Genomic DNA, 22,305 nt, shown 5'->3' on the forward strand with positions numbered 1-22,305 from the left:
TCTCTCTCGATCGATCGGTCGCGCCCCTCGGGGCGCGTCCCGCTGTCGCCGGCACCCTCCGCTCGCGCGGCCCGGATGCTCTCGGGTCAGGCGGCGGGTGTGCCGAACACGTACGTCACGGCCAGGGCGAAGACCCAGTCGAGGAAGGACACCAGCGCCATCATGATGACGACGAAGATCAGCACGACCACGACGTAGTTGCCCAGCTCCTTGCGGGTGGGCGTCACGACCTTCTTCAGCTCGGCGATGACCTGCCGGATGAAGAGGGCGATGCGCGCGAACGGGTTGCGCCGCGCGGCTCGCTGCTGATTGGCGATCGCGACGACGTCCTCGCTCGGCTCGTCGACTGCTTTCCCGGCCACCTGCACGCACCTTTCCCGCACCGGAACCTCCGGTGTGGCCGACCGCCCGTCATGGGCGGCCCTGGACCGATGACCGCAGCGTCGCGGGGACCGCGTGCGACGGGCATCGATGTGCAGGGCGGACAGGGCTCGAACCTGCAACCTGCGGTTTTGGAGACCGCTGCTCTACCAATTGAGCCACCGCCCTATGGATGCCGTTGCGAGCATCCGAGGAGGAGACCGACCCGCCGCCCCACCGCCGCGACCCTCGCGGGCGCTGTGGATGAGGGCAGAGATCGACTACCTCGGACGAGTGTACGTGGACCCGCAGGGCGTGTCCAGCCGAGCGGCGGGGGGCCTCGGAGCCCCATGCGCGCGCAGGATACGCTGGCCGTCGTGTCCTCCACCACGCGCATCTCCGCCCGCATCGCCGCCATCGCCGAGTCCGCCACTCTGAAGGTCGACGCCAAGGCGAAGGCCCTCCAGGCCCAGGGCCGCCCGGTCGTGTCCTACGCCGCAGGCGAGCCCGACTTCCTCACTCCCGAGCACATCGTCGAGGCCGCCTCGGCCGCCGTGCTCGACCCGAGGAACTACCGCTACACCCCCGCGGCGGGCCTCCCCGACCTCCGCGCGGCCATCGCGGAGAAGACGGCGCGCGACTCCGGATGGGCCGTCGACCCCTCGCAGGTCGTGGTCACCAACGGCGGCAAGCAGGCCGTCTACCAGGCCTTCCAGACCCTCCTCGACGACGGCGACGAGGTGCTGGTGCCGACCCCGTACTGGACCACCTACCCCGAGGCGATCAAGCTCGCCGGCGGCGTGCAGGTGGACGTGTTCGCGGGCGCCGACCAGGGCTACCTGGTCACGGTCGAGCAGCTGGAGGCCGCGCGCACCGAGCGCACCAAGGTGCTCCTGTTCGTCTCCCCCTCCAACCCCACCGGCGCCGTCTACTCGGCCGAGCAGACCCGCGAGATCGGCGAGTGGGCCGAGGAGCACGGCCTCTGGATCATCGCCGACGAGATCTACCAGAACCTCGTCTACTCCACCGGCGACCAGGACGACGCGAGCCCGCTCGAGCACGCGACCTCGATCGTCGAGGCGGTGCCGGCCCTGCGCGACCGGACGATCCTCGTCAACGGCGTCGCGAAGACCTACGCGATGACCGGCTGGCGCGTCGGATGGATGGTCGGCCCGGCCGACGCGATCAAGGGCGCCTCGAACCTGCAGTCGCACCTCTCGAGCAACGTCTCGAACATCTCGCAGCGCGCCGCGATCGCCGCTCTCATTGGCCCGCAGGAGCCGGCCGAGGAGATGCGCCTGGCCTTCGACCGCCGCCGCCGCACCATCGTCGCCGAGCTGAACGCGATCGACGGGATCGAGTGCCCCACCCCCGGCGGCGCGTTCTACGTCTACCCCGACGTGAACGGGCTCCTGAACCGCGAGTGGAACGGCACCACCCCGACGACCTCCCTCGAGCTCGCCGACCTCATCCTCGAGCAGGCCGAGGTCGCCACCGTCCCCGGCGAGGCCTTCGGACCGAGCGGCTACCTCCGCCTGTCCTACGCCCTCGGCGACGACGCGCTCCTCGAGGGCGTGCGCCGCTTGCAGCAGCTCTTCGGCACCGTTTAGCCCTCCTCCGCCTGCGCCGTCGATCGGCAGCGGCGGCTCGACGACGGGGGTGCGTCGCAGAGAGCGGGACGCGTCCCGCGGACGATCCGCTGACACGCCGGTCGCCGCTCGACCGTGCCGCACGGTGACGGCGGGTACTGCGACGGGCCTGTCCGACACATGAGGGGTGCGTGGCATCTCGGGGCGGGGAGGGCAAGAGGGAGGCGGAAATCGGGGATCACTGTCGCCGGAGGGGTGCGACAGGGCACGCTGTGACGATGAGCGAAGACCACGCCGTCCGAGTCCGCGACCTGCGGAAGGACTACGGGGGCGCTCCGGCGGTCGCGGGAGTCTCCTTCGACATCCACCGGGGCGAGACCTTCGCGCTCCTCGGCCCGAACGGCGCCGGGAAGTCGACGACCATCGAGATCCTCGAGGGCTACCGCGACCGCTCCGGCGGCGAGGTGTCGGTGCTCGGGGTCGACCCGCGCCACGGCGACCTGGCGTGGAAGGCGCGTCTGGGGATCGTCCTGCAGTCCAGCGGCGAGTCCGGCAACGCGACGGTGCGCGAGCAGATCGCGCACTTCGCCAGCCTCTATCCGCGACCGCGCGACGTCGACGAGACCATCGAGGCCGTCGGGCTGACGTTTAAGGCCCGCTCGCGCATCGGACGCCTCTCGGGCGGCCAGCGCCGCCGCGTCGACGTCGCCCTCGGCATCATCGGCCGCCCCGAGCTGGTGTTCCTCGACGAGCCCACCACGGGCTTCGACCCCGAGGCCCGCCACTCCTTCTGGGACCTGATCGCCCTGCTCAAGAGCGAGGGCACGACCATCCTGCTCACCACCCACTACCTCGACGAGGCCGCCCGCCTCGGCGACCGCGCCGCCGTGATCTCCGGCGGGCGGCTCCTGGCCATCGGCCCGATGAGCGCGATCGGAGGGGACGAGGCGCGCGTCCCGATCGTGCAGTGGCGCGAGGACGGCGTGCTGCACCGGCTGCGCACCACCGAGCCCGCCCGGACCGTCGCCGAGCTGCACTCCCGGATCGGGGAGCCGACGGCCCTCGAGGTCGTCCGCCCCAGCCTCGAGGACATCTACCTCGACCTCATCCGCGAGGACCGCGACGCGGTCGACCTGATCGGAGAGCCCGCGTGACCGCCGTCGCCACCCGCCCCCGCACCCTCTCCACCGGCCCGGGACGCACCGTCCGCCTCGGACTCGCCCGGGCCCGCTACGAGATCCGCTCGTACTTCCGCGCTCCGGACCAGGTGTTCTTCACCTTCCTCTTCCCGGTGCTGCTCCTGACGATCTTCTCGGTCGCGTTCGGCGACACCGCGGTGATGCAGGCGAACCCGCAGGACGCGGGCATCCCGATGGCGGAGTACTACGTGCCGGGCCTGGCCGCGGCCGGGATCCTGCTCTCGGGCGTCCAGAACCTGGGCGTCGACATCGCGGTCGAGCGCGGCGACGGCACGCTCAAGCGCCTCGCGGGAGCACCGCTGCCGGTCTTCAGCTACTTCATCGGCAAGTTCGGCCAGGTGCTCGTGACGAGCCTCGCGCAGACGGCCCTGCTGCTCCTCGTCGCGGCGACGGTGTTCTCGGTCGAGCTGCCCACCGACAGCGGGCGCTGGGCGACCTTCGCCTGGGTCTACCTGGCAGGAGTCGCGACGTCGGCCATCCTCGGCATCGCCGTCTCCGCGCTGCCCCGCTCGGGCAAGAGCGCGACCGCCGTGATCGTGCCGCCGCTGCTCGTGCTGCAGTTCATCTCGGGGTCGTACCTGTCGTTCACGACGCTGCCGGACTGGCTGCAGAACACGGCGAGCGTCTTCCCGCTCAAGTGGATCGCGCAGGGCATGCGCGCCGTGTTCCTGCCGAGCGGATTCGAGGAGGCGGAGGTGAACGGGTCCTGGGACCTCGGCGGCGTCGCGCTGGTGCTCGGGATCTGGCTCGTCGTGGGGCTCGTCGCCTGCCGATTCGGCTTCCGCTGGATCCGCCGCGACAGCTGAGCCGGAGGAGGCCGCGGCCGGAGGGCGCGCGTCCCCGGGAGCGCGGGGCCTGCGCGCGCAGACCGCGCGGACTCAGACCGCGGTGCCGACCACGACGGGCTCGGGGTGCAGCAGCACGCCGAACTCCGCCAGGACGCGGCCCTGGACGTACCGGGCGAGCTCGGCGACCTGCTCGGCCGTCGCTCCTCCGCGGTTGGTCAGGGCGAGGGTGTGCTTGCTCGACACGGCGGCCCGCGAGCCGGGCAGGGCGAAACCGCGCGAGACGCCGGCGTGCTCGATCAGCCACGCGGCGCTGAGCTTCACCAGGCCGTCGGCGCGGGGAGGCACGGGCAGCCCGACGGGCGCTCCGGCCTCGACCGCGGCGAGCGGAGTGATGACGGGCGCCTCCGCCGTCGGCTCGACCGGCCAGCGCGGCGCCTCGGGCGGCAGGGAGTCGGCGAACGCACTCGTGACGAGGGGATTGGTGAAGAAGGAGCCGGCACTCGCGGTGTCCGGGTCCTCCGGATCGAGGACCATGCCCTTGCCCGCACGCAGCGCCAGCACGGTCTCGCGCACCCGCGCGAGCGGCACGCGGTCGCCGAGCGCGACTCCGAGCGCCGACGCCAGCTGACCGTAGGCGACGGGAGTGCCGTCGCCCTCGGCGCCGACCTCCTCGAGCGCGAACTCGACGGCCAGCACCGCGCCCCGGCGGCCCTGCTTGATCACGGAGGTGCGGTAGGCGAACTGCAGCTCCTCCGCCGTCAGCCGGACGGGCTCGCGGGCGCCCTCGTCGAGGAAGTCGACCGCGACCAGCGTGTCCGAGAGCTCCTGGCCGTAGGCGCCGATGTTCTGCACGGGCGACGCACCGACCGTGCCGGGGATGCCGCTGAGGGCCTCGAGGCCCGCCCAGCCGCGCTCCACCGTCGTCGCGACGAGGCCGTCCCACGACTCGCCCGCCTGCACCCGGAGGAGCACGCGCCCCGGCTCGTCGGAGGGGAGCCGCTCGACGCCGGTGGTGCACACGCGCACGACCGTGCCCTCGACCCCGTCGTCCCCCACGAGGAGGTTGGAGCCCCCGCCGAGCAGCAGCCACGGCTCGTCGTCCGACCACAGGCCGACGAGCGTCTCGACCAGCTCCGCCTCGGTGGCGGGCTCGACGAGGCGCTCGGCGGGTCCGCCGACGCGGAGGGTGGTCAGGGCGGAGAGCAGCGGCGCGGAGGTCACGCGAGTCGGACCCGTGCCTGGGCCTTGCCGAGGACGGACTGGCCCTCGACCGAGACGGCGAGGTCGACGCGGACCCAGCCCTCCTCGGCGTTCACAGCGCCGATCCTGGCGACCACGTCGATCGCGGCGCCGTCGCGCGGGTCCACCACGACGGGGCGGGTGAAGCGCACCTGGTAGTCGACCACGCGTCCGGGGTCGCCGACCCAGTCGACGACGACCTGCACCGCGGTGCCCATCGTGAGCATGCCGTGCGCGAGCACGCCGGGCAGGCCGACCTCGGCGGCGACGTCGTCGCGGTAGTGGATGGGGTTGAAGTCGCCCGAGGCGCCCGCGTAGCGCACCAGGGTGCCGCGGTCGATCGGGAAGCGGCTCTCGGCGACGACCTGGCCGACGCTCAGCTCGGCGAGAGCGGGCAGTGCGGTGCTCATTCGTCTCCCCTGACCACGAGGGTCGAGATCGCGGTGACGACGTGCTCGCCGCTCGCGTCGACCATGCGGGACTCGGTGGTGACCATCGAGTGGGCGCCGAGCTTCTTGATGGCGGCGACCGAGAGGGTCGCGGTCAGCTCGTCGCCGGCCACGACCGGACGGGACAGCACGAAGCGCTGGTCTCCGTGCACGACGCGGCTGAAGTCGATCCCGCCGTCGGGCTCGGCGAGCAGCTGCTGGAGCGTGAACTCCTGCACGACGACGGCGAAGGTGGGCGGAGCGACGAGGTCGGGGTGCCCGGCGGCGCGGGCGGCTTCGACGTCGTGGTGCAGGGGGGAGGTCGCGGAGACGGCGCGGGCGAACTCGCGCACCTTCTCGCGCCCCACCTGATAGGGCTCCGTGGGCGCGAAGACGCGCCCGACGAGTTCGGGGTTCACTGGCACCCGGCCATACTAGGCGCTGCCGTCGCGGGGCCCTCGGGGCTCCGGAGGCGCCGCCTGTGGTCACCCGGGTATGACCACCGGGAATTTCCCATCCGTGTATGGCTGACCCGCGGCCGAACTTCTCCGAAGCTGGCGGGCATGTCGACACCCACTCCCGAGCGCGACTGGGCGACCTACGCCCGCGAGCTCGGCACCAACATGCACCGGGCCCGCATCGCCAAGGGCGCCAGCCAGGAGCGGATCGCCCACGCGGCCGGGCTCGCGGGCTACACCTATCAGAAGTTCGAGAAGGGCGAGTCGAAGCCCGGCTCGCCGGCCAACCCCACACTGCACACCCTCCTCGCGCTCTGCGAGGCGCTCGAGATCGAGCTGACGGACCTCCTGCCGCCCGACCCGCCGCGCACCTCACGAGGCGCCGAGTAGCCGGAGCACCGCGCCGGCCAGCCGCGACCCCGAGCTGAGATCGAGGTCGACCTCGCCGAGCCCGTCGGCCTCCAGGCGGAGCCTGTCCTCCCCCGACTCCCCCGGGCGGCACAGGGAGACGTGCACCGTCGCGCCCGCGGCCCCGTCTCCACGCGCCCAGAGCACCACCGGGAGCGAGCTCGCCGCGGAGCGGTGCAGCCGCTCCGCCGCTGCGACCAGCTCGTCGTGCTCGCCCGCGCACCAGCGCGGGCACCCCTCGTCGTTCCTGCCGTCCATCCGCTCCTCCACGTTCCGCACCCCTCGGTCGAGGAGACCAGCCCACCAGGCGGTACCGACACCGAGGGCCCGCCGCGCCCCGATCCCGACCGGGGTGTGGACAGGAGACGGTCGTCCGCCCGTTGTGGAGGAGCGAGGACCAGGGTCCCATACGCAGATGGTGCCGCCAGGGGTCCGGCACGAAGCACCGGCGCGGTGTCAGCGGTGGACGATCAGCCAGGTCGCGATCGCCGTGGTCGAGCCCGTGTTGACCATGCGGTGCGGCCGCTCGCACGGGAACGTGATGGCGTCGCCCGGCCCGAGGACGACCGACTCGTCCTCGAACTCGACCGTCAGCTCTCCGAGCGTCACCGTCCCCATCTCGAACCCGTCGTGGCGGAGCAGCTGCCGGTGCGCCGTCGAGGTCGAGCCCGGCGGGTAGGTCGACTCGAAGAAGTCGACGGCGTCCAGCGGACGCGGCGCCAGACGGCGGAACAGCACTCCGCCCTCGAGTGCCACGGGCGCCGACTCGCGCGCCCGGACGACCGCGGTCTCGACCGGCGCCGACGCGCCCTGGTCGAACACGGCGGACAGCGGGACCCCCAGCGCGTCCACGAGGGCGATCAGCCGGCCGACCGAGGGCTGCATCGCTCCGCGCTCGATCTGCGAGACGGCGCTCACGGAGATGCCGAGTCGCCCGGCGAGTGCCTTCAGCGACAGGCCCGCCGAGAGCCGCAGCTCCCGCAGCCGGGCGCCGAGTCCGGCCCCGTCCGCGATCGCCCGGGCGGCTGCCTCGTCGGGCGCGGTGTCGTCGGAGGGCATGGCCCGTCCCCTCTCGCGGATCGTCACACAGCCGTAACGGAGCCGAAACGAGCGGCGGCCTCCCGACTCGTAGCGTGGCCCGCGTGAAGTGATCACTTCACTCGGAACGCTCTCCGCGACGCCCCGCCTCCTCGGCCGGACGTCCCGACCACCCTGACACATCCGCTCCGTGCCGCTCTGCGCACGACCGCCCGAGAGGTGGATCCACCCATGTCCGACCGCGTCACCGCACCCCGAGTCACCGCTCCCCCCGTCGATCCGGATCCCGCCGCCGCGGCGAGCGCCGGCTACGACGACCGCCTCTCCAACGAGGACCTCGCCCCGCTCCGGAAGCAGCGCTGGTCGAGCTACAACATCTTCGCGTTCTGGATGTCGGACGTGCACAGCGTCGGCGGGTACGTGACCGCGGGCTCGCTCTTCGCGCTGGGCCTGGCCGGCTGGCAGGTGCTCGTCGCCCTGGTGGTGGGCATCGTGATCGTGCAGGTCTTCTGCAACCTCGTCGCCAAGCCCAGCCAGGTCACCGGCGTGCCCTACCCCGTCATCAACCGGGCGATCTTCGGCATCCGCGGCGCGAACATCCCGGCGATCATCCGCGGACTGATCGCGATCGCCTGGTACGGCGTGCAGACCTACCTGGCGGCGCAGTCGCTGAACATCGTCTTCCTCAAGTTCTTCCCGGGCATGGCCGCCCTGAACACGCCCGAGGCGTCGTTCCTCGGCCTCTCGGCTCTGGGCTACCTCTCCTACGCGATCCTCTGGGTCGCGCAGGCCGCGCTGTTCTGGCGGGGCATGGAGTCGATCCGCCGCTTCATCGACTGGGCGGGACCGGCGGTCTACGTGGTGATGCTCGTGCTGGCCGTCTACCTGGTGTCGCAGGCGGGCTGGGAGAACATCTCGCTCACCCTCGGCTCCGGCGAGCCGCTCGACCTCGCCGCCGCGGTGCCGGTGATGATCTCGGCCGTCGCCCTGGTCGTCTCCTACTTCTCGGGCCCGATGCTCAACTTCGGCGACTTCTCCCGGTACGCCCGCAGCTACGGCGCCGTGAAGCGCGGCAACCTGCTCGGCCTCCCGATCAACTTCCTCTTCTTCTCCCTCCTCACCGTGATCACCGCCTCGGCGACCGTGCCGGTCTTCGGCGAGCTGATCACCGACCCGATCGAGACCGTCGAGCGGATCGACACCTGGTTCGCCGTGCTCCTCGGCGGGCTCACCTTCGTCATCGCGACGATCGGCATCAACATCGTCGCCAACTTCATCTCCCCCGCGTTCGACTTCTCCAACGTCAACCCGAAGAAGATCAGCTGGCGGATGGGCGGCATGATCGCCGCCGTCGGCTCGGTGCTGCTCACCCCGTGGAACTGGTACTCGAACGACACCGCCATCCACTACACGCTCGGCATCCTCGGCGCGCTGATCGGACCGCTGTTCGGCGTCCTCATCGCGGGCTACTACCTGATCAGCCGCCAGCGCGTCTGGGTGGACGACCTCTACACGATGAGCGAGAAGGGCCGCTACTGGTTCTCGCGCGGCTTCAACCCCAACGCCGTCTGGGCGACCGTGATCGGCGGAGTCCCCTCCGTCGCCTCGGTGCTCGTGCCGCGCTGGATCGCGGAGGCGGGAGGCGCGGAGTTCACCTGGCTCGGCGACTACAGCTGGTTCCTCGGCTGCGGGCTCGGGTTCGTCGCGATGGCCGTGCTCGAGCGGCGCGCGCCGCGGATCGGGCGCCTCGACGAGGACCTCGAGAACGTCAGCGACGGCTCGACCGTCTGATCCGGCCGGCACGGAGGAGGGATCCGCTCCGGCCGCTCCGCATCCCGCGGACCGGCGGCCGGGCGGGCCCCTCCCCCTCCCGGCACCCGAAGCGAGGAACCACCATGCGCATCACCGTCGTCAACCCGAACACCAGCACTGCGATGACCGCGGCGATCGGCCGGGCCGCCCGCTCCGTCGCCTCGCTCGGCACCGAGATCACGGCCGTCACCCCGCCGATGGGTCCGGCATCGATCGAGAGCCACTACGACGAGGCGCTCGCCGTGCCCGGCGTCCTGCACGAGATCGCCCGGGCGGAGGCGGCCGGCAGCGACGGCGCGGTCGTCGCGTGCTTCGGCGACCCGGGTGTCGATGCCGCGCGCGAGATCGCGAGCGGCCCGGTCGTGGGGATCGCCGAGGCCGCCATGCACATGGCCGCGCTCGTCGGCCGGGGCTTCAGCGTGGTCACCACGCTCTCGCGCACGAGCGGCCGCGCCTGGGACATCGCCCGCCGCGCCGGGTTCGGCGACGCCTGCCGCCAGGTGCGCGCCTGCGACATCCCGGTGCTCGAACTCGACGACCCCCGCTCCGACGCCCGCCGCGCGATCCTGGCGGAGTGCGCCGAAGCGCTGGCCGTCGACGGGTCCGACTCGATCGTGCTGGGCTGCGCCGGGATGGCCGACCTGTGCCGCGACCTCTCACGGGAACTGGGCGTGCCCGTGATCGACGGCGTCGCCTCGGCGGTGCGCCTGGTGGAGGGGCTCGTCGCGATGGGCGTCAGCACCTCGCGGCGCGACGAGTACGCCGCGCCGCGGACGAAGGCGATGGCGGGGCTGCTCGCTCCGTTCGAGCGGGTCTGAGGCTCCGCGCCCCGTGCGGTCGGGCGTTCTGCCGGACCCCCGACCCGGACCCACCTGCGAGGATCGGGGGATGAGCGTCCTCCGCGATCTCGGCCTCGGTGCCCGGCTCTTCCTCAGCGGCTTCCGCACCTGGGTCCGCTCGCCGCGGGCGATGCTCCTCGGCGCGATCCCGCCCCTGATCGTCGGCCTGGTCTTCGTCGGCGTACTGGTCCTGGTGCTCACGCGGGTGCAGGACGCGGTGACCGCGCTCACCCCGTTCGCCGGCGGCTGGGACGAGGGCACGGCCGCCACCGTCCGCCTGGTGCTCTCGATCGCGGTGGTCGGCGCCGTGCTCGCCCTCGGCGTGGTCCTCTTCGCCACGGTGACCCTGCTGGTCGGCGACCCCTTCTACGAGCGGATCTGGCGGCGGGTCGAGGACGACCTCGGCGGCGTGCCCGACGAGCGCGAGAGCACCTTCTGGCAGGGGGTCGGCCGCGGCCTCCGCGACTCCGCCGTGCTGGTCGCCACCTCCCTCGGGATCGGCGTGGTCCTGGTGCTGCTGGGCCTGGTGCCGGTGGTCGGCTCGATCGTCGGCCTCGGCGCGGGCGCCCTGGTCGGCGGGAGGGCCCTCGCGCTCGAGCTGACCGGGTTCGCGGGCGACGCCCGGGGGCTCTCCCTCCGCGACCGCCGCCGCCTCCTCGGCGAGCACCGCGCGGTCTCGCTCGGCTTCGGCATCGCCGTCTACCTGGCGTTCCTCGTCCCCGGGGGCGCGGTCGTCGCCACCCCCGCCGCGACGGCCGGCGCGACCCTCCTGCTCCGGACCCTGCGGGGCGAGCCGACCGAGCGGCCGGCCGCCTGACACCGCTTGGCCGCTGCCCGGCTCTCCCCTAGACTCGCGGCGTGCGCACGTCGATCCGAAGCCCCTGGTGGCCCGCCTCCTAGGCGGACCGACGCGCAGACCCCTCGCACGCGACCGCCTCCTCCGGGCGGTCGTTCTGCATGTCAGGGCCCGGGTGGGGCACGACCCGATACAAGGACCACGATGACCTCGCTCCTCTCCCGCATCCTCGCCTCCGACGGGACGCTGCCGTTCGCGGTGGTCCTCCGCCAGGGCCGCGACGCCGTCGACGTGTTCACGGGCGACGTGCTCGACGTCGAGGGCCTGGCCGACATCCCGCTCGACGGCGACGACGTGCTGACCCTCGTGCCCTACCGGCAGGTGCGCGAGCGCGGCTTCGCGGCGAAGGACGACGGAGCCCCTCTGCGCAACCTCGTGGTGCGCGAGCGCGAGAGCGTCCCCCTGGCGGAGGTGCTGCGGCTCCTGCCCGAGCGGGAGATCCCGGTCGAGGAGCGCGGCTTCGACGTGCCGGACGACGAGTACGCCGACATCGTCCGCCGGGTGATCGAGGACGAGATCGGCCGCGGCGAGGGCGCCAACTTCGTCATCAACCGCGCCTTCGTCGCGCAGACCGACGCGCCGCCCGTCGAGGCGGTCCTGGCCTGGTTCCGCCGCCTGCTCACCGACGAGTCCGGCGCGTACTGGACCTTCGCGATCCACACCCCCGGCGTCGACGGCGCGCAGACGGTCACCGCCGTCGGCGCGACCCCCGAGCGCCACGTCTCGGTGCGCGACGGCGTCGCCATGATGAACCCGATCAGCGGCACCTTCCGCCACCCCGCGGCCGGACCCACCGGGGAGGAGGTGCTCGCGTTCCTCGCCGACGTCAAGGAGAGCGAGGAGCTCTTCATGGTCGTGGACGAGGAGATGAAGATGATGAGCGCGGTCTGCCCGGACGGCGGCCGCATCCTCGGGCCGTTCCTCAAGCAGATGTCGCGGCTCAGCCACACCGAGTACCTGCTCGAGGGCCGCACCGGACTCGACGTGCGCGAGGTCCTGCGGCTGACGATGTTCGCGCCCACCGTCACCGGCTCGCCGATGGAGAACGCGTGCGCCGTGATCGCCGAGTACGAGAAGGAGCCCCGCGGCTACTACTCCGGCGTGCTCGCCCTCTTCGAGCCGGAGGAGCACGGCTACACGGTCGACGCCCCCATCCTCATCCGCACCGCCTACCTCCGCGCGGACGGCCGCCTCACCGTGCCGGCCGGCGCGACGCTCGTGCGCCACTCCACCCCCGAGGGCGAGGTCGCCGAGACGCGGGCGAAGGCGTCGGGCGTCCTCTCCGCCCTGGGCCTGCTGCCGCACCGCGAGGTGCCGCCGGCCATCGACCTGAACGCGCAGCCGGGCGTGCAGGAGGCGCTCGAGGCGCGCAACGAGCGGCTCGCCTCGTTCTGGCTCCGGCCCCAGGCGCCCGAGCACATCGCCGGCCTCGCCGGGCACACCGCGCTGATCGTCGACAACGAGGACCAGTTCACGACGATGCTCGCCCACCAGCTGCGCCACCTCGGGATGGACGCCCGGGTCGAGCGCTGGTCGGAGGTCGCCGACGTGCTGAGCGACGACCTCGTCGTCTTCGGCCCCGGCCCGGGCGACCCCCGCGACGACTCCGACCCGCGGATCGCGCACCTGCGCTCGCTGATGACCACGCGCCTCGAGGCGGAGCGGCCGATGCTCGCCGTCTGCCTCAGCCACCAGATGCTGTCGCTGCTGGCGGGCCTCCCGGTCGAGCCGCTGCCCGCGCCCCGCCAGGGCGTGCGCCTGGCGGTGGACGTGTTCGGCGAGGACGCCGCGATCGGCTTCTACAACACCTTCTCCTCGGTCGCCCCCGGCGTCGCGCGCACGCCCCGGCTGGGGCTCGAGGTCTCGGTCGACCCGGAGACGGGAGTGGTCAACGCCCTGCGCGGCGAGCACGTCGCGTCGGTGCAGGGGCACCTGGAGTCGGTGCTCTCCTCCGACGGCCTGCGCACCCTGGAGCGGCTGGTCCGCACCGCGACCGCCCAGCCCGCGCGCGCATGAGCGGCCTGCGGCTGATCGCGTCGCCCGCCTACCCGGCCGAGCTGCAGGAGGCGGTGGCCGCCGCCGTGCGCGCGGCGGCCGAGGCGGCGCGCGGCTGGTACGGGCGCGGCGACAAGGTCGCGGCTGACGAGGCGTCGGTCGCGGCGATGCGCGCCGTGCTGGCCGACGCTCCGTTCGACGGCGTCGTCGTGATCGGCGAGGGCGAGAAGGACGAGGCCCCGATGCTCGCGAACGGCGAGCGCCTCGGCCGCGCCTCCGCTCCCTCCTGCGACGTGGCGGTCGATCCGCTCGACGGCACCCGGCTCACGGCGGAGGGGCTCCCCGGCTCGGTGAGCGTGATCGCGCTCGCCCCGCGCGGCACGCTGTTCGACCCGCGCGACGTGTTCTACATGGACAAGCTGGTCTGCTCTGCAGCGGGCCGGGGCGCCGTCTCGCTCGACCTCCCTCCCGCCGAGAACGCCGCACGGCTGGCGGCGGCGCTCGGGAAGCCCGTCGCGGAGCTGGTCGTCGTCGTGCTCGACAAGCCGCGTCACTCCGGGCTGATCGCGGCCCTGCGCGCGGTCGGGGTCGCGCTCGAGCTGCGCGGCGAGGGCGACGTGTCGGTCGCGATCGAGGCGGCCGATCCCGCGGGCCGCGTCGACCTCGTCCTCGGCATCGGCGGCACCCCGGAGGGAGTGGTCGCCGCGTGCGCCGTCCGCGCCCTCGGCGGGGTCATGGAGGGGCGCCTCGCCCCCCAGACCGCACCGGAGCGCGCCAACGCCCTGGCCGCCGGCCACGACCTCGACCGCCTGCTGACCCTGGAGGACCTGGTCTCCTCGGACGACGTGCTCTTCGCGGGCTGCGCGGTCTGAGACCTCTCCCGCGGGCAGGACCTCGCCCGGGAACGCCGAAGGCCCCGGTTCGACGCGCGAACCGGGGCCTTCTCGCTGTAGCGGGAGCGGGACTTGAACCCGCGACACCACGATTATGAGCCGTGTGCTCTAACCACCTGAGCTACCCCGCCGCGCGTTCTTCGCAGGTCTGGCCTGCGGGGAACGGAGCCCCCTGTGGGAATCGGACCCACTACCTCTTCCTTACCAAGGAAGTGCTCTACCAATGAGCTAAGGGGGCGCACCTGCGGGTCTGACAGCCCCTCTCGGGGCGTGCCCGCGATTTGGCACCGTTAGACGATAGCACCTCCGCGGAGCGTCGATGACCGCGGGGGACGCGCCCCCGCGGCCGCCCGTCTGCGGCTACGCCCGGCTCGCCTCGTCGAGCGCGGCGAGCTCCTCGGCGCTCAGCTCGAGGGAGGCCGAGGCGATCAGCGCCGGCAGCTGCTCCATCACGCGGGCGCTGGCGATCGGCGCGCCCACTCCGGGCTGCGAGCGGAGCCACGCGAGCGCCACCGTCGCCACCTCGGCGCCGTGCGCCTCCGCCGCCGCATCGAGCGCCGCCAGCACCCGGCGGCCGCGGCCGTCGAGGTAGCGGGAGGCGCCGTCGGCGCGCGGACCCTCGGGCGTCGATCCGTCGCGGTACTTGCCGGTCAGGAATCCTGACGCCAGGGCGGAGTAGGGGACGACGGCCAGCCCCGCCTCGCGGGCGAGGGGCAGCAGGTCGGCCTCGATCCCGCGCTCCACGAGGTTGTAGTGCGGCTGCAGCGCGACGGGCGCGTGCAGGCCCTCCTCGCCCGCGATGCGCAGCCACTCCGCGACGCGCTCGGCGCTGAAGTTCGACACTCCGATCGCGCGGACGAGGCCCTGGTCCACGAGCTCGGAGAACACGGCGGCGATGTCGGCCATCGGCACGGCCTCGTCGTCGAAGTGGGCGTAGTAGAGGTCGATCCGGTCGGTCGCGAGGCGCTCGAGGGAGGCGCGGGCGGCCGCACGCACGGTGTCGGGCGCGAGGCCGGTGAACTGCGGGTGGCGGCCCGCCTTCGTCGCGATCACCACGTCGTCCCGGTCCCCCGAGCGCTGCGCGAGCCACTCGCCGATGATCGTCTCGGACTCGCCGCCCGTGTTGCCCGGGACCCAGGCGGAGTAGGCGTCGGCGGTGTCGATGAAGTCGCCGCCCGCGGCCGTGTAGCCGTCGAGGACGTCGAAGGAGGTCTGCCGGCCCGCGGTCCAGCCGAAGACGTTGCCGCCGAGCGAGAGCGGGAAGACGTCGATGCCGGAGTCGCCGAGCGGCGAGCGGGTGACGGAGGAGGATGCTGCGCTGTCGATGCTCATCCCCCGATTCAAGACCCGCTCCCCGCCGTGATCGATCCCCCTCCCGCGCATGCGCGGCAAGGACTCAGGCTCTCAGCGCCGCGGGTAGTCGGCGTAGGCGAAGCGCGTCGAGTCCGGCGCCCAGCCGGAGACGTTGATCGTCCCCTGCCCGCCGTGGAGGCGCTCCAGCACGCGGCCGGGCTCGAGCGTCGAGCGCCCGGGGAGGTCGAGCAGCCGCAGCTCGACGTCGACGTTCTCGGGGTGCCCGGCCGTCCCCTCCGGATAGGCGAGGTAGAGCAGGTGCGCGCCGTCGGGCGACTCGTGCGGGAACCAGTCGACCGTGCCCGACTCGACCAGGCGGGAGAGCGCGGAGCCGTCGAGGCCGATGCGGAACAGCTGCGCCCCGCCCCCGGCCCGCTCGGAGTTGAAGACGAGGGTGCGGCCGTCGGCCGAGACGTCGACGCCGTCGTCCGCCGGCTCGTCGTCGGTCAGGGCGGTGAGCGCGCCTCCCCCGGCCGGCATCGTGTAGACGTCGGTCCGCCACCGCCCGGAGGCGTCGCCGCCGCCGATCAGCGCGAGGGTCGCGCCGTCGGGCGAGACGCCGTGCAGGTAGTGCTTGAAGCGCGCGCCCTCGCGCTCGGCGGTCAGGCGGCGGGCGGGGGCGGAGCCGTCGAGCTCGACCGCGTACAGGTGCCCGTCGCGCGCCGAGACGTAGGCGAGCCCGCCGGACGGGGCGAGCACGTGGTCGTTGTTGAGCTCGGCCGGCACTCCGTCGAGCGGGATCGGCTCGAGCACGGGCGCCCCCTCGAGCGGCAGCCGGAAGAGGCCGCCGTCGCCGTTCACGATCAGGGCGGAGCCGTCCGGAGTCCAGTTCGGCGCCTCCACGAGGACGGAGTCGGACTCGAAGACGGTCGTCGACTCCCCCGACGCGAGGTCGTGGACGCGGAGTCGGCAGAGCTGGTCGGGGAGGAGCGAGCGGGCCATGCTCCCCACGGTAGGGCCCTGGCGGATCACGACGGGGCCGTCAAGCCTCCGCGCACTCAGGTTCCGCGGGAGGGCGCTCCGATATTCTTGACCGACGTATGCGCTGGGTACACCTTGGGAGGAACATGTGATGCTCCTCATCCTCGTGATCTCGTTCGCGATCGCCGTGGTGACCCCTTGGCTGGTGGACCGGTTCGGGCCGAAGACGTTCTACGCGCTGGCGCTGATCCCGGCCGCGAGCTTCGTCGCCACCGCGGCCGCCCTGCCGACGATCCTCGACGGCGGCGAGATCCGCGAGTCCGTGCCGTGGATCCCCGCGCTCGACATCGCCCTCTCCTTCCGCCTGGACGCGCTCTCGATCGTCCTCGCCCTCGTGGTCAGCGGAGTCGGCGCCCTGGTCCTCGCCTACTGCGCGACGTACTTCAGCCGCGACGAGCCCTCGCTGGGCCGGTTCGCAGCGCTCCTGTCCGCGTTCGCCGGAGTGATGTACGGGCTGGTCACGGCCGACGACGTGATCATCCTCTTCGTCTTCTGGGAGGCGACGAGCGTCCTCTCCTACCTCCTCATCGGCCACTACAGCGGGCGCAAGGAGAGCCGGGGTGCCGGTCTCCAGGCGCTCCTGGTCACGACTCTCGGCGGGCTGGCGATGCTGGTCGGGATCATCGTCCTGATCGTGCAGGCCGGCACCACGAGCCTCTCCGGGATCGTCGCCGCCGCCCCCTCCGGCCCGATCGTGTCGACGGCGCTGGTGCTGGTGCTGCTCGGCGCGTTCTCGAAGTCCGCTCTGGTGCCGTTCCACTTCTGGCTGCCGGCCGCGATGGCCGCTCCCACGCCGGTCAGCGCCTACCTGCACGCCGCTGCGATGGTGAAGGCGGGCATCTACCTCGTCGCGCGCCTCGCGCCGGGCTTCGCCGACGACTCCGTCTGGCTGCCCGTGGTGGTGAGCGTCGGAGTCTGGACCATGCTCGTCGGCGGCTGGCGCTCGCTCCGGCAGTACGACCTCAAGCTCGTGCTGGCCTACGGCACCGTCAGCCAGCTCGGCTTCCTGACCGTCGCCGTCGGCTTCGGCTCGCGCGACGCCGCGCTGGCCGGACTGACCCTGCTCGTCGCCCACGCCCTCTTCAAGGCGCTGCTCTTCCTCACCGTCGGCATCGTCGACCACCGCGCCGGCACGCGCGACCTCCGCAAGCTCAGCGGCCTGGGACGGCAGGCGCCGGTGCTCGCGGGCGCCGCCCTCGTCGGCGTGCTGTCGATGGCGGGCATCCCGCCGCTGCTGGGCTTCGTCGCCAAGGAGGCCGTGTTCACGAGCCTGATCTCGGCGATCGAGCAGGACTCGTTCTGGGCCTGGGTCGCGCTGGTCGGCCTCGTCCTCGGCTCGATCCTCACCGTGGCCTACTCCGCGCGCTTCTTCTGGGGCGCCTTCGCCCGCAAGAAGGGGCTCGAGGACACGCACCTGCACGCCGAGCCGTGGACCTTCACCGCCGCCCCGGTGCTGCTGGCCGCCGCCAGCGTGATCGGCGGGATCGCCGCCTCCGTGCTCGACCCGCTCGTCGCCGTCTACGCGGACACCCTCCCCTACGCCGCTCCGGACGCCGACCCGGAGCTCGCCGCCGCCGCGGAGGCCTCCGACCACGGCGGCTACCACCTCGCGCTCTGGCACGGCTTCGAGCCCGCGCTGGCACTCAGCGCCCTCGTGATCGCCGTCGGACTCCTCCTCTTCGCCAAGCGCGTCGCCGTCGCGCGCGCCCAGTCGATGCTGCCCAACCGGATCGACTCCGCCGAGGGCTACTGGGCCACCGTCCGCTGGCTCGACCGTGTCGCCAGCACGGTCACCGAGTCCGTCCAGCGCGGCTCGCTCCCCCGCTACCTGACGGTGATCTTCGCGGTCTTCGTCCTCGGCGTCGGCGGTGCGGCCGCCCTCAACCGCACCTGGCCGGGCGATCTCGTCTTCTGGGACAGCCCGGGCCAGCTCGCGGTCGCGGCCGTGATGATCCTCGCGGCGGTGCTGTGCGCGATCGCCCGCAACCGCGTCGCCGCCGTGCTGCTGGCCGGCGCCACCGGCTACGGGATGGTGGCCCTCTTCGCCCTGCAGGGTGCACCGGACCTCGCCCTCACCCAGGCGCTGATCGAGACGGTGACCCTCGTGGTCTTCGTCCTGGTGCTGCGCCGCCTCCCGACCCGCATCGCCGCGAAGCACCAGCCGATGCGCAAGCGCCTGCGCGCCGTCATCGGCATCGCGGTCGGAGCGGTCATGGCCCTCGCCGCCACCATCGCCCTCGGCGCCCGGACCGCGACGCCGATCTCGGCCGAGCTGCCCCGCCTCGCCTACGAGGAGGGCAAGGGCCGCAACATCGTCAACGTCCTGCTCGTCGACATCCGCGCCTGGGACACGATGGGCGAGATCTCGGTCCTCGTCGTGGTCGCCACCGGCGTCGCGAGCCTGATCTTCCTCTCCAGCCGGGCCGGAGGCGCTCCCCGCCTCGAGTCGCAGAGCGCCGACGACCGCCGCGAGCGCGCGATGGACCTGACCGCCTCCTCCGCCGACGCCGAGCGCGACGGCGACCGCGGCTCCTGGCTCGTCGCCGGGCGCACGCTCCGGCCGGAGAACCGCTCGATCGTGCTCGAGGTGCTGGTGCGCCTGCTCTTCCACCCCGCGATGATCGTGTCGGTCTACCTGCTCTTCACCGGTCACAACACCCCGGGCGGAGGCTTCGCGGGCGGCCTGCTCGCCGGTCTCGCCCTCGTCGCGCGCTACCTCGCCGGCGGCCGCTTCGAGCTCGGCGAGGCCGCGCCGATCGACGCGGGCAAGGTCCTCGGACTCGGCCTCTTCTTCGCCGTCGGCACCGCCGTCTCCTCCCTCGCCTTCGGCCTCGAGGTCCTCGAGTCGAGCTGGCTCGACCTCGAGGTGCCGGTGCTGGGCGAGCTCCACCTGGGCACGTCCACCCTCTTCGACATCGGGGTTTACCTGATCGTGATCGGCCTCGCCCTCGACATCCTCCGCAGCCTCGGCGGCGAGGTCGACCGCCACGGCGAGGAGGCCGAGCAGGGCTCCCCCTCGGGCGACGGCGTCACGCACTCGACGGACAGCACCCCCGGCCCCGGCCAGGGCACGGTCGACGGGCTCGAGACCTCGCTCCCCACCGGCTCCACGGTCGTCGGCGGACCGGGCAGGGGGGACGGCGCATGAGCATCACCCTCGTCCTCGTCGTCGTGATGGCGGTGATGTACGCGGCGGGCGTCTACCAGATGCTCGAGCGCAGCCTCACCCGCATCCTGATCGGGTTCCTGCTCGTCGGGAACGCGACCAACATCCTCATCCTGCTGATGGCCGGCCGCTCGGGCATCGCGCCGTTCGTCACCGACGACGGGCGCTCCTACGAGCAGATCGCCGCCGAGATGGCCGACCCGCTGCCGCAGGCGCTGATCCTCACCGCGATCGTGATCACCTTCGGGGTGTCCGCCTTCCTCCTCGCGATGATCTACCGGCGCTGGCGCCTCGCCAACGCCGACCAGGTGGAGGACGACGAGACCGACGCCTCCGTCCGCGAGGACGCGGCGGGCATCTCGGCCCAGACCACCGCCGACGACCGGGCGCTCGACGTCCTGCTCGAGTCCAGCGACGAGGGCACCGCCGCCAAGCACGGGGAGAGCGCCATGACCGACGACAGGAAGGAGGACCGATGAACGCCCTGATCCCGCTCGTCGTCACCCTCCCCCTCCTGGGAGCGGCCGTCGCGCTGATCCTCGGACGCCACCGGCGCGCGCAGATCACCGTGAACATCGTGACGCTCTCGAGCGTTCTGGTGATCTCCTCGGTGATGCTCGTGCTGGTCCTCACCGGCGACGGAGGCGGCAGCGCCGTCTACGTGGGCGGCTGGGAGCCGCCGTGGGGCATCGTGCTGGTCGTCGATCCGCTCGCCGCGCTGATGCTCGTGATCACCTCGATCACCCTGCTGGGCGTCCTGCTGTTCTCGGTCGGCCAGGGCCTCGTCGACGGCAACCGCGAGACGCCGGTCACGATCTTCCACCCGACCTACCTGATCCTCTCGGCGGGCATCCTCAACGCCTTCGTCGCGGGCGACCTCTTCAACCTCTACGTCGGCTTCGAGATCCTGCTGGCCGCGAGCTACGTGCTGATCACCCTGGGCGGCACCGCGCCGCGGATCCGCGCCGGCACGACCTACGTGGTCGTCAGCCTGGTCTCGAGCGTGTTCTTCCTCTCGGCCATCGGCCTGCTCTATGGCGCCACCGGCACGGTCAACATGGCGCAGCTCTCGATCCGCATCGCCGAGCTCCCCGCCGACGTGCAGCTGGTGCTCCACGTGGTGCTGCTGCTCGGCTTCGGGATCAAGGCGGCCGTCTTCCCCCTGTCGTTCTGGCTCCCGGACTCGTACCCCACGGCTCCGGCGCCGGTCACCGCCGTCTTCGCCGGACTCCTCACCAAGGTCGGCGTGTACGCGCTGATCCGCACCGAGACCCTGCTCTTCCCCGGCGGGAGGCTGAGCGAGGTGCTGCTGGTGGTGGCGCTGCTGACGCTGATCGTCGGCATCCTCGGCGCCGTCGCGCAGGCCGACATCAAGCGGATGCTGTCCTTCACGCTGGTCTCGCACATCGGCTACATGGTCTTCGGGATCGCCGTGGGCACCCCGGCCGGCTACGCGGCGACGATCTTCTACGTCATCCACCACATCACCGTGCAGACGACGCTCTTCCTCGCGACCGGCCTGATCGAGCGCGTCGGCGGCACCACCTCGATCCTGCGCCTCGGCGGGCTGCTCAAAGCCTCGCCGCTGCTGGCGCTGCTCTACTTCATCCCCGCGATGAACCTCGGCGGGATCCCGCCGTTCACCGGCTTCCTCGGCAAGGTGGGGCTCTTCGTCGCCGGCACGGAGTCGGCCGTCGACCAGCCGTCGTGGCTGATCTGGGCCGTCATCGCCGCCGGGGCCGTGACCTCGCTCCTGACCCTCTACGCCGTCGCGCGCGTCTGGAACATGGTCTTCTGGCGCCGCCAGGAGGAGGTGCCCGGCTACGAGTCGCCCCTGATCGACCAGCTGCAGGAGGACCCCCACGACACGGGCAGCATCCGCACCCGCCACTCGCCGCCGATGATGGTGCTCGCCACCGCGGGGATGGTCGTGGTCGGCGTCGTGCTGACCGTCGGCGCCGGTCCCCTCTACGACGCGAGCGAGCGAGCGGCGAGCGCGGTCGCCGACCCCGCGACCTACATCGCGACCGTCTACCGCGACTCGTCCTTCGGAGAGGAGGGGCCGCGATGAGCCCCCGCCGCCGCGTCGACATCTGGAACCGCGTCGCGATGTTCGTGACCCTCGTCGGCATCTGGGTGCTGCTCTGGGACGACGTCTCGGTGCTGTCGATCGTCACCGGCTTCCTGGTCGCCCTGCTGATCACCCGGGTGTTCTACCTGCCGCCGGTCGAGTTCTCGAACCGCATCAACCCGTGGTTCGTGCTCCTCTTCCTCCTGCGCCTGCTGGCCGACATCGCGGTGGCCTCGGTGCGGGTGTCCTGGCAGATCCTGACCCTGCCGGTTCCGGTGCACAACGCCATCGTCGCCGTGCACCTGCGCAGCCGCTCCGAGGGGATGCTCGTCTGGACGACGGAGGCCGTCTCGCTCGTCCCCGGCTCCCTGGTGATCGACGTGGACCCGCAGCTGAACGTCCTCTACCTGCACGTGCTCGGCGTGACCCACGACGAGGGCGAGCGGATCGACGAGGTGCGCCGGACGGTCCTCCGGACGGAAGCGCGCATCGTCCGGGCCATCGGCTCCCGCGAGGACGTGCAGCGGGTGAACCGGCCGATCGAGGCCGGATCGGGGGTGGTCCGGTGATCGACTGGCTGATCTGGATCCTGGTGCCGGTCTTCGGCGCCGCCTGCCTGCTCGCGCTCGTGCGGATCCTCCGCGGTCCGTCCGTGCTCGACCGGGTCGTCGCGGCCGACGTGCTCGTCGCGACGATCATCTGCGGGATCGGCGCCGAGATGGCGGTCAACCACCACGCGCGGACCCTGCCCGTCGCGCTCGGGCTCGCGCTGTTCGCCGTCTTCGGATCGATCAGCGTCGCCAAGTTCATGGCCAACCGCGAGGAGGACTGA

General features: G+C 72.6%; 22 protein-coding genes and 3 tRNA genes. 14 read left to right on the forward strand and 11 right to left on the reverse strand.

Going from position 1 to position 22,305, the window contains the following annotated elements:
- Positions 1–86: 86 nt before the first annotated feature.
- Positions 87–362: a preprotein translocase subunit SecE gene (secE, locus tag GTU71_RS08735; protein WP_068208793.1), complete on the reverse strand. Its 276-nt coding sequence runs from the start codon at positions 360–362 to the stop codon at positions 87–89.
- Positions 363–476: 114 nt separating this feature from the next.
- Positions 477–549: transfer RNA gene (locus GTU71_RS08740), tRNA-Trp, on the reverse strand.
- A 188-nt stretch (positions 550–737) separates the two neighbouring features.
- Between GTU71_RS08740 and GTU71_RS08745 the strand changes: the two genes are divergently transcribed.
- The 3 genes from GTU71_RS08745 to GTU71_RS08755 all read left to right on the forward strand — a co-directional run bounded on the left by GTU71_RS08745 (position 738) and on the right by GTU71_RS08755 (position 3,954).
- Complete coding sequence (locus GTU71_RS08745) at positions 738–1,970, forward strand: pyridoxal phosphate-dependent aminotransferase (protein WP_244230511.1); 1,233 nt, start codon at positions 738–740, stop codon at positions 1,968–1,970.
- Between the two features lie 257 nt (positions 1,971–2,227).
- Positions 2,228–3,103: an ABC transporter ATP-binding protein gene (locus tag GTU71_RS08750; protein ID WP_159939688.1), complete on the forward strand. Its 876-nt coding sequence runs from the start codon at positions 2,228–2,230 to the stop codon at positions 3,101–3,103.
- Positions 3,100–3,954 (forward strand): ABC transporter permease, encoded by an 855-nt coding sequence (locus GTU71_RS08755; RefSeq protein ID WP_159939689.1) that lies wholly within the window; start codon positions 3,100–3,102, stop codon positions 3,952–3,954. The genes GTU71_RS08750 and GTU71_RS08755 overlap by 4 nt, the downstream gene beginning before the upstream one ends.
- Positions 3,955–4,026: 72 nt before the next feature.
- Here GTU71_RS08755 and GTU71_RS08760 read toward each other — a convergent pair whose 3' ends face one another.
- The 3 genes from GTU71_RS08760 to GTU71_RS08770 are packed head-to-tail and all read right to left on the reverse strand — an operon-like array spanning position 4,027 to position 6,028.
- The gene (locus GTU71_RS08760) at positions 4,027–5,157 is read right to left on the reverse strand and encodes a UDP-N-acetylmuramate dehydrogenase (RefSeq protein ID WP_159939690.1); all 1,131 of its coding nucleotides are present in this window, start codon (positions 5,155–5,157) and stop codon (positions 4,027–4,029) included.
- On the reverse strand, positions 5,154–5,585 hold the full coding sequence (locus GTU71_RS08765; RefSeq protein ID WP_104238284.1) for a MaoC/PaaZ C-terminal domain-containing protein: 432 nt from the start codon (positions 5,583–5,585) through the stop codon (positions 5,154–5,156). Before GTU71_RS08765 ends, GTU71_RS08760 begins: the two co-directional genes overlap by 4 nt.
- Positions 5,582–6,028, reverse strand: a complete 447-nt coding sequence (locus GTU71_RS08770) for a MaoC family dehydratase N-terminal domain-containing protein (protein WP_104227045.1) — start codon at positions 6,026–6,028, stop codon at positions 5,582–5,584. Before GTU71_RS08770 ends, GTU71_RS08765 begins: the two co-directional genes overlap by 4 nt.
- A gap of 138 nt (positions 6,029–6,166) precedes the next feature.
- Between GTU71_RS08770 and GTU71_RS08775 the strand changes: the two genes are divergently transcribed.
- On the forward strand, positions 6,167–6,451 hold the full coding sequence (locus tag GTU71_RS08775) for a helix-turn-helix transcriptional regulator (protein WP_104223625.1): 285 nt from the start codon (positions 6,167–6,169) through the stop codon (positions 6,449–6,451).
- On the opposite strand, the gene GTU71_RS08780 is transcribed toward GTU71_RS08775, so the two are convergent.
- Both GTU71_RS08780 and GTU71_RS08785 read right to left on the reverse strand, forming a co-directional pair.
- Complete coding sequence (locus tag GTU71_RS08780; RefSeq protein ID WP_159939691.1) at positions 6,434–6,727, reverse strand: hypothetical protein; 294 nt, start codon at positions 6,725–6,727, stop codon at positions 6,434–6,436. The two genes, GTU71_RS08775 and GTU71_RS08780, sit on opposite strands and share 18 nt — an antisense overlap.
- 198 nt (positions 6,728–6,925) lie before the next feature.
- Positions 6,926–7,528 (reverse strand): helix-turn-helix domain-containing protein, encoded by a 603-nt coding sequence (locus tag GTU71_RS08785; protein WP_104227043.1) that lies wholly within the window; start codon positions 7,526–7,528, stop codon positions 6,926–6,928.
- Positions 7,529–7,738: 210 nt separating this feature from the next.
- On the opposite strand from GTU71_RS08785, the gene GTU71_RS08790 reads away from it, so the two are divergent.
- The 5 genes from GTU71_RS08790 to GTU71_RS08810 all read left to right on the forward strand — a co-directional run bounded on the left by GTU71_RS08790 (position 7,739) and on the right by GTU71_RS08810 (position 13,881).
- The gene (locus GTU71_RS08790; RefSeq protein WP_159939692.1) at positions 7,739–9,298 is read left to right on the forward strand and encodes an NCS1 family nucleobase:cation symporter-1; all 1,560 of its coding nucleotides are present in this window, start codon (positions 7,739–7,741) and stop codon (positions 9,296–9,298) included.
- 104 nt (positions 9,299–9,402) lie between these two features.
- A complete protein-coding gene (locus GTU71_RS08795) occupies positions 9,403–10,137 on the forward strand; it encodes an aspartate/glutamate racemase family protein (RefSeq protein WP_104249798.1) in 735 nt (244 codons plus the stop codon).
- 70 nt (positions 10,138–10,207) lie between these two features.
- Positions 10,208–10,975: an EI24 domain-containing protein gene (locus GTU71_RS08800; protein ID WP_159939693.1), complete on the forward strand. Its 768-nt coding sequence runs from the start codon at positions 10,208–10,210 to the stop codon at positions 10,973–10,975.
- A 183-nt stretch (positions 10,976–11,158) separates the two neighbouring features.
- The gene (locus GTU71_RS08805) at positions 11,159–13,030 is read left to right on the forward strand and encodes a chorismate-binding protein (protein ID WP_104254835.1); all 1,872 of its coding nucleotides are present in this window, start codon (positions 11,159–11,161) and stop codon (positions 13,028–13,030) included.
- Positions 13,027–13,881 (forward strand): fructose-bisphosphatase class II, encoded by an 855-nt coding sequence (locus GTU71_RS08810; protein ID WP_159939694.1) that lies wholly within the window; start codon positions 13,027–13,029, stop codon positions 13,879–13,881. The genes GTU71_RS08805 and GTU71_RS08810 overlap by 4 nt, the downstream gene beginning before the upstream one ends.
- Positions 13,882–13,959: 78 nt before the next feature.
- On the opposite strand, the gene GTU71_RS08815 is transcribed toward GTU71_RS08810, so the two are convergent.
- The 4 genes from GTU71_RS08815 to GTU71_RS08830 all read right to left on the reverse strand — a co-directional run bounded on the left by GTU71_RS08815 (position 13,960) and on the right by GTU71_RS08830 (position 16,197).
- Positions 13,960–14,033: transfer RNA gene (locus GTU71_RS08815), tRNA-Met, on the reverse strand.
- Positions 14,034–14,068: 35 nt separating this feature from the next.
- Positions 14,069–14,140 (reverse strand) — tRNA-Thr (locus tag GTU71_RS08820).
- A 122-nt stretch (positions 14,141–14,262) separates the two neighbouring features.
- The gene (locus GTU71_RS08825; protein ID WP_159939695.1) at positions 14,263–15,234 is read right to left on the reverse strand and encodes an aldo/keto reductase; all 972 of its coding nucleotides are present in this window, start codon (positions 15,232–15,234) and stop codon (positions 14,263–14,265) included.
- 72 nt (positions 15,235–15,306) lie between these two features.
- Positions 15,307–16,197 carry a PD40 domain-containing protein gene (locus GTU71_RS08830; RefSeq protein WP_159939696.1) on the reverse strand — a complete coding sequence of 297 codons (891 nt, stop codon included), beginning with the start codon at positions 16,195–16,197 and terminating at the stop codon, positions 15,307–15,309.
- A 130-nt stretch (positions 16,198–16,327) separates the two neighbouring features.
- Here GTU71_RS08830 and GTU71_RS08835 point away from each other — a divergent pair, with 130 nt between their 5' ends.
- From GTU71_RS08835 to GTU71_RS08855, 5 genes are read left to right on the forward strand one after another with little or no spacing between them, the layout of a single operon-like run.
- On the forward strand, positions 16,328–19,384 hold the full coding sequence (locus GTU71_RS08835) for a Na+/H+ antiporter subunit A (RefSeq protein WP_159939697.1): 3,057 nt from the start codon (positions 16,328–16,330) through the stop codon (positions 19,382–19,384).
- Entirely contained in the window at positions 19,381–19,881 is a 501-nt protein-coding gene (locus GTU71_RS08840) for a Na(+)/H(+) antiporter subunit C (protein WP_104223614.1), read from the forward strand. The genes GTU71_RS08835 and GTU71_RS08840 overlap by 4 nt, the downstream gene beginning before the upstream one ends.
- Complete coding sequence (locus GTU71_RS08845) at positions 19,878–21,473, forward strand: Na+/H+ antiporter subunit D (protein ID WP_104223613.1); 1,596 nt, start codon at positions 19,878–19,880, stop codon at positions 21,471–21,473. Before GTU71_RS08840 ends, GTU71_RS08845 begins: the two co-directional genes overlap by 4 nt.
- Positions 21,470–22,042, forward strand: coding sequence for a Na+/H+ antiporter subunit E (locus GTU71_RS08850; RefSeq protein WP_104234245.1), 573 nt, complete (start codon positions 21,470–21,472; stop codon positions 22,040–22,042). The genes GTU71_RS08845 and GTU71_RS08850 overlap by 4 nt, the downstream gene beginning before the upstream one ends.
- Positions 22,039–22,305 carry a monovalent cation/H+ antiporter complex subunit F gene (locus tag GTU71_RS08855; protein ID WP_308470711.1) on the forward strand — a complete coding sequence of 89 codons (267 nt, stop codon included), beginning with the start codon at positions 22,039–22,041 and terminating at the stop codon, positions 22,303–22,305. Before GTU71_RS08850 ends, GTU71_RS08855 begins: the two co-directional genes overlap by 4 nt.

The sequence above is a fragment of the Rathayibacter sp. VKM Ac-2762 genome, assembly GCF_009866585.1.
Classification (GTDB): domain Bacteria; phylum Actinomycetota; class Actinomycetes; order Actinomycetales; family Microbacteriaceae; genus Rathayibacter.

Excerpts from the sequence above, each read along its gene's own strand:
- GTU71_RS08750 (WP_159939688.1), top strand. The coding sequence starts at position 2,228 with ATGAGCGAAGACCACGCCGTCCGAGTCCGCGACCTGCGGAAGGACTAC.
- GTU71_RS08765 (WP_104238284.1), bottom strand. The coding sequence starts at position 5,585 with ATGAGCACCGCACTGCCCGCTCTCGCCGAGCTGAGCGTCGGCCAGGTC.
- GTU71_RS08775 (WP_104223625.1), top strand. The coding sequence starts at position 6,167 with ATGTCGACACCCACTCCCGAGCGCGACTGGGCGACCTACGCCCGCGAG.
- GTU71_RS08780 (WP_159939691.1), bottom strand. The coding sequence starts at position 6,727 with ATGGACGGCAGGAACGACGAGGGGTGCCCGCGCTGGTGCGCGGGCGAG.
- GTU71_RS08785 (WP_104227043.1), bottom strand. The coding sequence starts at position 7,528 with ATGCCCTCCGACGACACCGCGCCCGACGAGGCAGCCGCCCGGGCGATC.
- GTU71_RS08790 (WP_159939692.1), top strand. The coding sequence starts at position 7,739 with ATGTCCGACCGCGTCACCGCACCCCGAGTCACCGCTCCCCCCGTCGAT.
- GTU71_RS08795 (WP_104249798.1), top strand. The coding sequence starts at position 9,403 with ATGCGCATCACCGTCGTCAACCCGAACACCAGCACTGCGATGACCGCG.
- GTU71_RS08800 (WP_159939693.1), top strand. The coding sequence starts at position 10,208 with ATGAGCGTCCTCCGCGATCTCGGCCTCGGTGCCCGGCTCTTCCTCAGC.
- GTU71_RS08805 (WP_104254835.1), top strand. The coding sequence starts at position 11,159 with ATGACCTCGCTCCTCTCCCGCATCCTCGCCTCCGACGGGACGCTGCCG.
- GTU71_RS08810 (WP_159939694.1), top strand. The coding sequence starts at position 13,027 with ATGAGCGGCCTGCGGCTGATCGCGTCGCCCGCCTACCCGGCCGAGCTG.
- GTU71_RS08825 (WP_159939695.1), bottom strand. The coding sequence starts at position 15,234 with ATGAGCATCGACAGCGCAGCATCCTCCTCCGTCACCCGCTCGCCGCTC.
- GTU71_RS08830 (WP_159939696.1), bottom strand. The coding sequence starts at position 16,197 with ATGGCCCGCTCGCTCCTCCCCGACCAGCTCTGCCGACTCCGCGTCCAC.
- GTU71_RS08835 (WP_159939697.1), top strand. The coding sequence starts at position 16,328 with ATGCTCCTCATCCTCGTGATCTCGTTCGCGATCGCCGTGGTGACCCCT.
- GTU71_RS08840 (WP_104223614.1), top strand. The coding sequence starts at position 19,381 with ATGAGCATCACCCTCGTCCTCGTCGTCGTGATGGCGGTGATGTACGCG.
- GTU71_RS08845 (WP_104223613.1), top strand. The coding sequence starts at position 19,878 with ATGAACGCCCTGATCCCGCTCGTCGTCACCCTCCCCCTCCTGGGAGCG.
- GTU71_RS08850 (WP_104234245.1), top strand. The coding sequence starts at position 21,470 with ATGAGCCCCCGCCGCCGCGTCGACATCTGGAACCGCGTCGCGATGTTC.